Source organism: Streptomyces sp. NPDC048566 (assembly GCF_043199735.1).
In the GTDB taxonomy this organism is placed as follows: domain Bacteria; phylum Actinomycetota; class Actinomycetes; order Streptomycetales; family Streptomycetaceae; genus Streptomyces.
Genome location: NZ_JBICWL010000002.1, coordinates 42,642 through 54,735, shown reverse-complemented (window position 1 = coordinate 54,735; position 12,094 = coordinate 42,642). Strand labels below are relative to the sequence as shown.

6 protein-coding genes and 1 pseudogene are annotated in these 12,094 nt (G+C 74.9%); 4 read left to right on the top strand and 3 right to left on the bottom strand.

Annotated elements, in window-relative coordinates; all coding sequences use genetic code 11:
* The first annotated feature begins 95 nt into the window (after window positions 1-95).
* Window positions 96-1,661 carry a phytoene desaturase family protein gene (locus ACGFS9_RS04045; protein ID WP_393250625.1) on the top strand — a complete coding sequence of 522 codons (1,566 nt, stop codon included), beginning with the start codon at window positions 96-98 and terminating at the stop codon, window positions 1,659-1,661.
* Between the two features lie 534 nt (window positions 1,662-2,195).
* Window positions 2,196-3,698, top strand: coding sequence for an acyl-CoA synthetase (locus tag ACGFS9_RS04040; protein WP_393250623.1), 1,503 nt, complete (start codon window positions 2,196-2,198; stop codon window positions 3,696-3,698).
* Window positions 3,699-3,783: 85 nt separating this feature from the next.
* Here ACGFS9_RS04040 and paaK read toward each other — a convergent pair whose 3' ends face one another.
* From paaK to ACGFS9_RS04025, 3 genes and pseudogenes are all read right to left on the bottom strand, one after another.
* Window positions 3,784-5,091, bottom strand: coding sequence for a phenylacetate--CoA ligase PaaK (paaK, locus tag ACGFS9_RS04035; RefSeq protein WP_393250621.1), 1,308 nt, complete (start codon window positions 5,089-5,091; stop codon window positions 3,784-3,786).
* Between the two features lie 153 nt (window positions 5,092-5,244).
* A pseudogene (gudD, locus tag ACGFS9_RS04030) lies at window positions 5,245-5,472 on the bottom strand (glucarate dehydratase); the annotation flags it as partial.
* Between the two features lie 268 nt (window positions 5,473-5,740).
* The gene (locus tag ACGFS9_RS04025) at window positions 5,741-7,525 is read right to left on the bottom strand and encodes a sulfatase (RefSeq protein ID WP_393251252.1); all 1,785 of its coding nucleotides are present in this window, start codon (window positions 7,523-7,525) and stop codon (window positions 5,741-5,743) included.
* Between the two features lie 1,032 nt (window positions 7,526-8,557).
* On the opposite strand from ACGFS9_RS04025, the gene ACGFS9_RS04020 reads away from it, so the two are divergent.
* A complete protein-coding gene (locus ACGFS9_RS04020; RefSeq protein WP_393250619.1) occupies window positions 8,558-8,800 on the top strand; it encodes a DUF397 domain-containing protein in 243 nt (80 codons plus the stop codon).
* 241 nt (window positions 8,801-9,041) lie between these two features.
* Window positions 9,042-11,933: an ATP-binding protein gene (locus ACGFS9_RS04015; protein WP_393250618.1), complete on the top strand. Its 2,892-nt coding sequence runs from the start codon at window positions 9,042-9,044 to the stop codon at window positions 11,931-11,933.
* Window positions 11,934-12,094 lie beyond the last annotated feature (161 nt).

Sequence of the window (12,094 nt, the reverse complement as noted above, 5' to 3'; positions counted from 1 at the left end):
GCGGACGCGGCGCCGCGGCGGCCCGGGCGCTCACACCACCCGCCGCCTGGCGCGCACCTCTGGCCGACGTAGATCATCCCGTGCTACCAAGAACCATGCCTGCACACGAGGGATACGACGCCGTGATCGTCGGCGGCGGCCACAACGGCCTGGTCGCCGCCGCCTACCTGGCCCGCGCCGGCCGGTCCGTGCTGGTGCTGGAGCGGCTGGCGAACACCGGAGGCGCCGCCGTCTCCACCCGCCCGTTCGCCGGAGTCGACGCGCGCCTGTCGCGCTACTCGTACCTGGTGAGCCTGCTGCCCCGCAAGATCGTGCGGGACCTGGGCCTCGCCTTCCGGGTCCGCGGACGCACGGTGTCCTCGTACACGCCCGTCGAGCGGAACGGGCGGGCCACCGGTCTGCTCGTCGGCGGCGGCGAGCGCCGCACCCGTGAGGCGTTCGCGCGGCTGACCGGCTCGGACCGCGAGTACGAGGCGTGGCAGCGCTTCTACGCGCTGACCGGGCGGGTCGCGCGGAGCGTGTTCCCCACGCTCACCGAACCCCTGCCCACCCGTGAGGAGCTGCGGGCCCGCATCGACGACCCGGAAGCCTGGCGGATGCTGTTCGAGGAACCCGTCGGTGCCGCGGTCGAGGAGTACTTCGCGGACGACCTCGTGCGCGGAGTCGTCCTGACCGACGCCCTCATCGGCACCTTCGCCGACGCCCACGACCCCTCGCTGCGGCAGAACCGCTGCTTCCTCTACCACGTGATCGGAGGGGGCACCGGCGCCTGGGACGTGCCCGTCGGCGGCATGGGCGCGCTCACGGACGCGATCGCCGACGCGGCGCGCCGGGCGAGCGCGGTGATCGCGACGGGGCACGAGGTGCTGCGCATCGACACCGACGGCACGTCCGCGGAGGTCGCCTACCGCACCGCCGACGGTGAGGGCACCGTCGCCGCACGGCACGTACTGGTGAACGCCTCTCCGCAGGAACTCGCGCGGCTCACCGGCGACACGCCGCCCGCCCCGGCCGAGGGCGCACAGCTCAAGGTGAACATGCTGCTGAAGCGGCTGCCGCGGCTGCGCGACACCTCCGTCGACCCGCGCGAGGCGTTCTCGGGGACCTTCCACATCTCCGAGGGCTACGAGCAGCTCGCCCGCGCGCACGCCCAAGCCGCGGCCGGGGACCTGCCCACCGCGCCGCCGTCGGAGATCTACTGCCACTCGCTCACCGACCCCGGCATCCTCGGCCCCGAGCCGGCCGCCCGGGGATACCAGACGCTCACCCTGTTCGGACTCCACACGCCCGCCCGGCTGTTCGAGCACGACAACGACGGTGTCCGCGCGGAGCTGCTGAAGTCGACGCTCGCGCAGCTCGACGAGCACCTCGCGGAGCCGCTCGCCGACTGCCTGGCCACGGACGCCGACGGCAGGCCGTGCATCGAGGCGAAGACGCCGCTCGACCTGGAGCGCGACCTGCGGCTGCCGGGCGGGAACATCTTCCACCGCGACCTCGCCTTCCCCTACGCGCAGGAGGGGACGGGCCGTTGGGGCGTGGAGACCCGGCACGCCAACGTGATGCTGTGCGGGGCGGGCGCGGTACGGGGCGGCGGGGTGAGCGGTGTCCCGGGCCACAACGCGGCGAAGGCGGTGCTGGAGGAGGCGCCCCCGCAGCGGTAGCCGGCCGCGGGTCCGCCCGGACGGTCCGACTGCCCGGCTCCGCCCACGCGGCTGACGGCCCGCACCGTCGACGATTGCGCCGGCCGACCGCGCTGCCGGTCCTCTCCGGAACGAGCCTGCCCGGGTCGCCTCGTCGGTCCGCGGGACGCCCTCGGCAATGGTCCGAGCAGCGTTCGCGGAACTCCCTGCCGCCCTGGCCGAGGCTGGTAGGCTCCACGCGTCGATCATGAGCATGCTCATTCGGCGCAGGGAGACGGAGTGAGGGGGCCCGTGCGAGCGCACCAGGATGGCCCGAACGTCACCACCACGTCGTTCACGGCCTTCGACGCCCCGGTCGACATCCGGCCCCCCGGGTAGACGGCAGTTCTGGACGCCGGACGGGCAGGGTAGGTAGCTCGGTCGTTCGTTGTTCCGTCCGCGTCGTCAACGCGTCTGCCGAGGGCGTGGATCGCTGGTGCTGCCCGCCGCACGGCCGCCCGGCGCCGGCGCCGCGGTACTTGACCTCGCCACCCCGCGGGCCGAGGATCACGTTCCATGACGCCCGGACACGGCAGTACGGTTGACGGGGTGCTGCGGCGCAGTGCCCGGCGGACCCCGGCGCGGCGCGCCGTCGACTACCGCGAACGCTCCTGGACGTACGCCGAACTCGACGATGCCGTGTCCCGGGCGGCGGCCGTCCTGCTCGGCGAAGGGCTGTCACCGGGCGACCGGGTCGCCGCCTACGGCCACAACTCGGACGCCTATCTGATCGGCTTCCTCGCCTGCGCCCGGGCCGGCCTCGTGCACGTGCCCGTCAACCAGAACCTCACCGGCGGCGATCTCGCCTACATCCTCGGCCAGTCGGGCAGCGGCCTCGTGCTGGCCGACCCCGACCTCGCCGCACGGCTCCCCGAGGGGGTCCGCGCGCTGCCGCTGCGCGACGACGACCGTTCGCTGCTGGCCCGGCTGGGCACCGTCCTGCCGTACGACGGCGACGAGCCGCGCGGCGACACACTCGTGCAACTCCTCTACACCTCGGGGACGACCGCGCTGCCCAAGGGCGCGATGATGACGCACCGTGCCCTCGTCCACGCGTACCTGAGCGCGATCACCGCCCTCGACCTGAGCGCCGGGGACCTGCCGGTGCACGCGCTGCCGCTCTACCACTCGGCGCAGATGCACGTCTTCCTGCTGCCCTACCTCGCGATCGGCGCGTCGAACACCATCCTCGACGCGCCCGACCCCGCGACGCTGCTGGACCTGATCGAGGCGGGCCGCGCGGACAGCCTTTTCGCCCCGCCCACCGTGTGGATCGGCCTGTCCGGCCATCCCGGCTTCGCCGAGCGGGACCTCGGGGGCCTGCGCAAGGCCTACTACGGCGCCTCGGTCATGCCGGTGCCCGTGCTGGAGCGGCTGCGCCGGCGGCTTCCGGGGCTGGCCTTCTACAACTGCTTCGGCCAGAGCGAGATCGGCCCCCTCGCCACCGTCCTCGGCCCGGACGAGCACACCGGCCGGATGGACTCCTGCGGACGTCCCGTCCTGTTCGTGGACGCCCGGGTGGTCGACGAACACGGCAAGGACGTGCCCGACGGGACGGCGGGGGAAATCGTCTACCGGTCGCCGCAGCTGTGCGACGGCTACTGGGACCGGCCAAAGGAGACGGCCGAGGCGTTCCGCGACGGCTGGTTCCACTCGGGCGACCTCGCGGTGCGGGACGCCGACGGGTACTTCACCGTCGTGGACCGGGTGAAGGACGTCATCAACTCCGGTGGCGTGCTCGTGGCCTCGCGTCAGGTCGAGGACGCGCTCTACACCCACGAGCGGGTCGCCGAGGCGGCGGTCGTAGGGCTTCCCGACGACCGCTGGATCGAGGCCGTCACGGCGGTCGTCGTCCCGCGCGGCGAGGTCACCGAAGCCGAACTCATCGCCCACGCGCGGGAGAAGCTGCCGCACTTCAAGGCGCCCAAGCGGGTCCTGTTCGTGGACGCGCTGCCGCGCAACGCCAGCGGCAAGATCCTGAAGCGGGAACTGCGCGACCGGTTCGGGGGCGGTGTGTAGGGCCCGGAAGGGCGCACCGGGCGGCGAACGCGGGACCGAGGTCCGGTCACACGCTCGCGCCACGCGTTCGCCGTCCGGTGCGCCCTCAGGAGCGCGGGCGCAGGTCCACGATCCGCTTCAGCTTGCCCAGCGACCTCTCCAGGGTCTCCGGTTCGACGATCTCCACACCGGCCGAGACGCCGATGCCGTCCTTGATGCCCCGGCCGATCGCCAGGGCCGCGGCCTCCCGCTGTTCCGGGCTCGCGCCGGAGCGGGCCTCCGCGCGCACGGTCAGCGCGTCCATGCGGCCCTCGCGGGTCAGCCGGAGCTGGAAGTGCGGGGCGACTCCCGGCGTCCGCAGCACGATCTCCTCGACCTGCGTCGGGAACAGGTTGACCCCGCGCAGGATCACCATGTCGTCGCTGCGGCCGGTGACCTTCTCCATCCGGCGGAAGGACCGCGCCGTGCCCGGCAGCAGCCGGGTCAGATCCCGTGTCCGGTAGCGGATCACGGGCATGGCCTCCTTGGTGAGCGAGGTGAAGACCAGTTCGCCCTCGGCACCGTCGGGGAGCACCTCGCCGGTGATCGGGTCGACGACCTCCGGGTAGAAGTGGTCCTCCCAGATGTGCAGGCCGTCCTTGGTCTCCACGCACTCCTGGGCCACCCCGGGGCCGATCACCTCGGACAGGCCGTAGATGTCCACGGCGTCGATGGCGAACCGCTCCTCGATCTCGCGCCGCATCTCCTCGGTCCACGGCTCGGCCCCGAAGATCCCGACCCGCAGCGAGGTGCCGCGCGGGTCCACGCCCTGCCGCTCGAACTCGTCGAGCAGGGTCAGCATGTACGACGGCGTCACCATGATGATCCTGGGGCGCAGGTCCTGGATCAACTGGACCTGACGTGCCGTCATGCCACCCGAGGCGGGGATGACCGTGCAGCCGAGCCGCTCCGCTCCGTAGTGCGCGCCGAGACCGCCGGTGAACAGGCCGTACCCGTAGGCGATGTGGACCGTGTCGCCGGGGCGCCCGCCCGCCGCGCGGATCGAACGGGCCACCATGTCGGCCCACATGGACAGGTCGTTCTCGGTGTACCCGACGACGGTGGGCCGGCCCGTGGTGCCGCTCGACGCGTGCAGCCGGCGGATCCGGTCCTGAGGCACGGCGAACATCCCGTACGGGTAGTTCGCGCGCAGATCGGCCTTGACCGTGAAGGGAAAGCGCGCCAGGTCGGCTGTCGTGCGGCAGTCCTCCGGCGTCAGGCCCGCCTTGTCGAAGGACTCCCGGTAGAAGGGGACGTTGTCGTAGGCGTGCCGCAGCGACGCGCGCAGCCGCTCCAGCTGGAGCGCGCGCAGTCCTTCCACGTCGAGCCGCTCGCCCGCGTCGAGCGGGCCCTTCGGGTCGGTGGAAGGCGCCATCGCCACTACTCCCTCGTCAACCGTGCCATTCCGGACGACCGATCATTCGGTCGTCCCCTTCCGGATCAGTAATTCAGGTGTGCCGCGTCCGTGCAAGGGGTCGTGGGCGGCTTTTTGCCGGCGACGGTGGGGGCGGGCACCGGAGGCGGGTGGTCAGCGCACCAGGCTGGGGCGCTTGGGGTCGAACTCCCAGCCGGAGACGAGCCGGCGCATCGCGGCGGCGTCGTCGCGCGCGCCGAGCGCCTTCGCCCGGTACACCTCGTGCACCGCCGGCAGCCGGTCCCGGTCGAGCCGGATGCCCAGTCCGGGCGCGTCCGGAACGGCGATCTCGCCGTCGACGATGGCGGGCGGGCCGACCGCGAGCCGCTCCAGGCCCTCCTGCGCGGCTCTCCGGACTCCGTGGAGGGCGTTCCGGCTCGCCGTGTGACGGGCACCCGACACCGCCGGGGCCCGATGGCGAACGGGCGCCCCGCACTCCCACCCGCGGCGACCGCTCGGGCCGGTGCTGCTGTCGCGCGCCGCCCGCGCGGCGGACGCCGTCACCCCCGCGCGGAGGGCGCGGGCCGTCGTCACCGCAGCGCGGAACGCCGGGCCGGGGCGCGCCGGACCCGGGCCGGACGGGGCTCGCCGCCTCGCCGGCCGCACCGGGTCAGGGGTTCGCCCCCGTGGCCGAGGCGCCTGCCGGATGCGGGCCGAAGGCCGTCAGGAAGCGGTCGCGGAAGGTGTCCATGCGCCACTCGGGAGCGTCGGCGGCCGGCTTCAGACCGTCCGTCCAGCCCCAGTCGGACACCCGGTCGAGGACCTTGGGGTCGTGCGCGACGATCGTCACCGGCACGTCCCGGCTCGTGCTGCCGGCGGTGACGGTCGGGACGGGCTGGTGGTCGCCGAGGAACACCAGCACCGTCTTGTCGTCTCCGTACTTCTCGACGTACTCGGTGAGACTCCGCAGCGAGTACTGGATGGCGCGCCGGTACTCCGTGCGCACGCTCTCCGGGTTCTTCCAGACCTCCTTGGGGTCCTTGCCCTCCTCCTTGATCCGGTCGTACACCGAGCCGTCCCCGAGGTCGTCCCAGTCGATCATGTGGGCGATCGGTGCCCACGGGTTGTGGCTGGAGGCCAGGATGATCTCCGCCATCATCGGCCCGCGGTCCTTCTTCCCGTGCTCCAGCCGCTCGAAGGCCCCGAGGCTGAACTGGTCGGGCACCGGCGTCCAGCTGAAGTAGGGGCCGTGGTAGCCGAGGTGCTCGGAGTCGTAGATGTGGTCGAGGCCGAAGAACGAGCCCTCGGGCCAGGCGCGCCGGACTCCCGGCACGATGCCCACGGTGCGCCAGGCGCCGGTCTTGCGGAAGTAGCCGGTGAGCGTGTTCCGGTCGCTGGTGGTCAGACTCCGGTAGCGCTGCTGGTTCTTGATCCACAGGCCGGAGAGGAAGGTGGAGTGCGCCAGCCAGCTTCCGGCGCCGGTGACGGGCGAGCGCAGCCAGCCGCTGCGGGAGGAGAAGCCGGCCGCCTTCAGCCGGCTGTTCCCCTCCGTGAGGGTGGAGTCGATCCGACGGGCCATCGCCGGGTCGTCGATGGCCGTGCGGCCGTAGCTCTCGATGAAGGTGAACAGCACGTCCTTGCCGCGGAGTCCGGTGAGCAACTGGTCGGGCGGGGTGTCGGCGAACGCGTCCACCGATGCCTGCCGGTCGAAGACCTGCCCGTCGTGCAGACCCGCCTGGACCTGGCGCACCCGGTTCTGGACGATCCTCGCGTCGAGTTGCGCGGCCACGGGAACGCCGGTGACCTGCACCCCGAGCATCACACAGGTGATCCAGGCCGTGCCGAGGACCAGGACGGTGCGGCTCGCGGCAGGGCGGTGCCGGACCATGACGTCGGTCAGCCGCGCGACGGCGAGCGTCATGAGAGCGAGCAGGGCGACGACCAGCACCACGGCGGTGATCACGGCCACCACCTCGCCGGTCCGGCCGAACGACTCCCGCACCCAGTCGGCGGCGTTCCCGAACAGGCTCCAGTCCAGGACGAGGTCGAACGGCCGGACCAGCACGGAGTAGAAGCCCATGTCCACGAACTTGAGCACGGTCAGCAGTCCGAGCAGGGCGCCGGCGGCGTACGAGGTGATGCGCCGCGCCCGCGCCGGCAGCGCCAGCAGCAGGGCCGCCAGGAGCACCCCCTCCGCGGGGATGCGCAGGAAGGCGGCGACGTCGAGGCGCTCCAGGCGGTTCGGAACGACGAGGGCGAAGAGCACGAGGACGCCGGCCAGGACGGACGTCCCCACGGTCACGCCCCGTGCGGCGCGCGGGTACCGGGTCCGCCAGCCGCGCAGGCGCCCTCGCCCCGGCCGCTCGGGCGAGCCTTCGGGCGGCTCCGGATCGGCAGCCCGGTCGACGGCCGGAGGATCGGCGGTGTCCGTCTCTTCCCGGGCGGACTCCTCCAGGGCGGCCGTCGGACCGACCGCCGGGGCGGCCTCCCCGGCGCCGGCCGACGAGGGGGCCGCCGCCGGGGTCTCCGCGGCTGCCCGTGTCCCGGCGGCGGACTGCTTGAGGGTGGCGGTCTCCGGGCGAGCGGGCTCCTCGGAGGGCGCCGCCTCCTCGTCACCGGCGGTCCGCTCCGTGCCGTCGACCGGAGCCTGCGCGTCGCCGCCGAAGCCGTCGGGGGCGTCGTCCGTGTCCGGTGCCGATGCCCGTGCCGGGCCGGTGGCCGGCGGCTCGGCCGGATTCCCGGAGCCCGCGTCCGGACCGCCCCCGCCCGCCGCTCGGCCGGCCGCCTGGCCGGGCGCAGCGGTGTCCGCGGCGCCCTCGCCGCTCTGCGGTGCGTCCGCCCCGGCGGCCGTGGCCGCGGGGGTGCCGCCCGCCACGCCGGTCCCCGGGACCGGTTCCTCGTCCGGCCGGGGCCGCTCCGTGAGCCGACTGGAGCGCGGGGTGTGCGACACGCCGATGGTCCTTCCGTACGGGCCCCGTGACGGCACGACCAGCCGCGCCCCCGGGGCAGGGCAGGGGTGCCACCATGCGTACGGCCGATCTTCACCTGTCGTTCAGCCGTCCCCGTCAGCGTCGGGCAAAGAATCGACCAGGTCCCGACGGGCGGCGGCGCGGCACCGACCGGCGTCCGCGGCGACCGAACGCGCCCACCGGCCCGTGAGCGGCCGGATCGGCCACCCGCGGGCGCGCGTCGACGCGCGCCCGCAAGCCGCGCGCCCCTCCCGCAGCACGGGCCGCGCCGCCGTCGAAGCCCGGCGCCGGGGAGCCCGCGTCGTCGAGCGGCACCACCTCGGGCCGCCGGAGGCGCCCACCGCACACGGCTGTCGGGCGTGGCCTTTCCGCGGCGATCGTGCCGGACACCGTCCGCGCGGAGGTCCGGCCACCCCGTCCCGGCCCGTCGCCCGGCAGTGTCCCCCTCACGTGGCCTGTCGGCCGACCGGACCGATCGCTAGGCTGGCCGCGGACGACGAACCGGGAGGAGCACGGACGTGGCCGAGAGCACCATCGAGCAACACCCGCTCGCGGGCTGGGACAAGCCGGAGCTGGACCTCAGCAACGCCGAGTGGCGATCCAGCAGCCGTGGGCGCGGGGACGTGGAGATCGCCTTCGTCGAGGGCTTCATCGCGATGCGTAACAGCGGCCGTCCGCAGAGCGCTTCGCTGATCTTCACCCCGGCGGAGTGGGGGGCGTTCGTCTCGGAGGCCCGTGAGGGCGAGTTCGACCTCACCTGAGATCCCCGCGGCGCTCCGCCCTCCCGGTCCCGGGCCGGGTCCCGGACCGGAGGTCCGCGCCGCGTCCCCCTCACATCCGCGTCCGGCTCGGTCCGGCCGCCCGCCACGGGGCGCTGGAGGTCCCGAGCGGGAGTGCTCGAACGGGCTGCCCGCCGGGTGATCCCGGCGTACTCTGAGCTGCCTGGAGGTCACGGTACGTGTGCGCATCGCCGCGCGGACACGGCCGTGGCGGGGGGTGGACATGGGGCAGCGCAGTCCGCGGGGCCGTCGCACGCTGTTCGAGCGCGAGAGTGAACTGTCCTCGGTCGACGAGGCGTTGAGCGAGCTCGCCGGGTCGGGCCGGGACACCGGCGAACCGCCCGGCCGGCCTCGCGGCGCCCTGCTCGCCTTCGCCGGCCGTGCGGGCATCGGCAAGACGACCCTGCTCGCCGAGGTGCGCCGGCGCGCCGCCGCCAAGCAGTGCACGGTCCTCAGCGCGCGGGGCGGCGAGCAGGAGCAGCGGGTCGCCTTCCACGTGGCGCGCCAGCTCCTCCAGCCGGAGTTCGCCACCCTCCCGGAGGCCGAACTCCGCGCGACGCTCGGCAGCTGGTACGAGATCGTCGGCCCCGCGCTCGGCCTCCGCGCCCCCTCCGAGGGAGCCCCGCCCGACCAGCAGGGCCTGCGCGCCGGACTCGACTGGGTGCTCACCCACCTCGCCGTGCGGCGCGCCCCGATGGTGCTCGTCCTGGACGACGCGCACTGGGCCGACGCCGAGTCCCTCAGCTGGCTGGCCGCCTTCGCGCCCCGCGCCGAGCAGCTCCCGCTGCTGCTCGTCGTCGCCTACCGTCCGGACGAACTCCCCGAGCACGCGGCGGCGTTCAGGAGCCTGCCCGGCCGCGCCGGCGGCCGTCCCCTCGGCCTCGAACCGCTCAGCGCGGCGGCCGTCGCCCGCCTCGTCCGCGAGGACCTCGGCACCCGGGCCGACGACGCGTTCTGCCGCGAGTGCTGGGCGGTCACCGCGGGCAACCCCTTCGAGACCGTCGAGCTGACCGAGAAGATCCGCGACCGCGGCCTGAGCCCGACCGAGGACGGTGCGCACCTCCTGCGGGACCTCGCCGCCGCCGTCAAGGGCAGCGGCATCGTCACCCGCCTCGAACGCCTCGGCACCGCAACCGTCCGGTTCGCCTGGGCCTGCGCCGTGCTCGGCACGGAGATCCGTCCCGCGCTCGCCGCCGCCGTCGCCGGACTCGGCAGGGAGGAGGCGGCCGACGCGGCCGACGCCCTCCGCGCCGCCCGCATCCTCTCCGGCGCCGACCCCCTCGAATTCGTCCACCCGCTCATCGCGACGGCCGTCTACCGCGACATCCCCGGCGCCGTCCGCGTCGCCCTGCACGGCCAGGCCGCCTGGTGCGTGATCGACGAGGGGCTCGGGCCGGCCGCCGCCGCCCGCCACCTCATGGAGACCCACCCCGACGGCGACACCTGGATCGTGCGGCAACTGCGGGCCGCCGCCCGCGAGAACCAGCGCGCCGGGGCCCCCGAAGCGGCCCGCCGCCACCTCGCCCGCGCCCTGCGCGAACCCCCGCTCCCCGAGGAGCGCGCCGCCGTCCTGTACGAACTCGGCTGCGCCTCCCTGCTCACCGAGCCCGCGACCACCGTCAACCACCTGCGCGCCGCCCTCGACGAACCCATCGCCGACCCCGCACTGCGCCACAACATCGTCTACCGCCTCTCGCAGGTCCTCGCGCACAGCGACCGGCTCGCCGAGGCGTCCGAGACCCTCGCCCGCGAGATCCCCGTGACGGGGGACCCGGGGGTCCGCCTGCGCATGCAGTCCGAGCAGTTCATGTGGGACGCCTTCCGCGCCGACGAACCCGACTCCCCGGGCCGCTCCCGGCGGCTGGCCCGGCTCGCCGACCGCCTCACCGGCCGCGAACTCACCGAGCGCTACGTCATCGGACTGCGCGCCTGGGACGCCACCCTGCGCGGCGAACCCGCCTCCGTCGCCCTGCGGCACGCCGAGCGCGCGCTCGCCGGCGGACTCGCCTGGGCCGAGGCCGACCGCGGGTTCGAGGTCCCGGTACTGGTCGCGATGACCTTCATGTACGCCGACCGGCCGGGACGCACCGAGGAACTCTTCGCCGCCGGCATCACCGCCTTCGAGTCCCAGGGCTGGCACGGCGCCCACCTCTCCTTCGGCTACACGATCCTCGGATACGTCCGCTTCCGCCGCGGCCGGCTCGCCGAGGCGGAGGACTTCGTCCGCACCGGCCTCCGGCTCGCCGAACGCGTCGGACCCGGCACCCCCGTCCACTGGTACGCGGTCGGCACCCTGGTGCAGGTGCTGCTCGCCCGCGGCCGGGTCGAGGAGGCCGTCCGCGCGGGCGAGGACTACGCGCTGCGCGCGCCCTTCCCCGCCGCCGTCACCTTCCCCGACGCCCGCACCGTGCACGGCGAACTGCTGCTCGCCCGCGGCCTGCACCGGGAGGCCGCCGCCGAACTCGCCGCGGTGGGACGCCGGTTCGACGAACGCGGCATGCGCAACCCCTCCTGGTGCCCCTGGCAGCTCCACCTCGCCCGCGCCCAGCACCCCCACGACCCGGGCCGTGCCCGCGCCACCGCCCGCGAAGCGGTGCACCGGGCCCGCAGGTACGGCGCCCCGTCCGCCGTCGGGCAAGCCCTGCGCGCCGCCGCCGACGTCGCCCCGGCCCCGGACCGGGCGCGCCTCCTCGCCGAGTCCGTCGCTCACCTCGAACGCTCACCGGCCGGCTACGAACTGGCCTGCGCCCTCGTCGCCCTCGGAGCACAGACGCACCGCGCGGGGCGCCCCGGGGAAGCCGCCGAGCACCTGTACCGGGGTCTCGACGCGGCCGTCCGGTGCGGCGCCGACGGACTCGCCGGCGCCGCCCGCGAGGAGCTGGCGCTGGCGGGGCTGCGCCCCCGCCGGCTGCACAGCGCCGAGACCGACACCCTGACCGCCCGCGAGCGGGCCGCCGCCGCGCTGACCGCCCGCGACCGGACCCCCGCCGAGGTCGCCGAGGAGCTGCGCATCGACGAGCAGGCCGTCGTCCGGCTGCTGTCGGCGGTCTACCGCAAGGTCGGCACCGACCGCACCGGGCTCGCCGCCGCCCTCCGGGCGCAGGCCCTGTCCTGAGCCGGAGGGCCTCGCTCGCCGCGGTGCCGCCCCGCCGCCGGACCCGGCCGCGAAGCCCCGTCCGGAGCGTGCGCCGCGGCCCCGGACGGGCCGCCCGGCCGACGCGTTCCCGGGGCCGCGGCGGGCGGCGCCCGCGGGACCCGGTGCGCCCCCGTGCACGT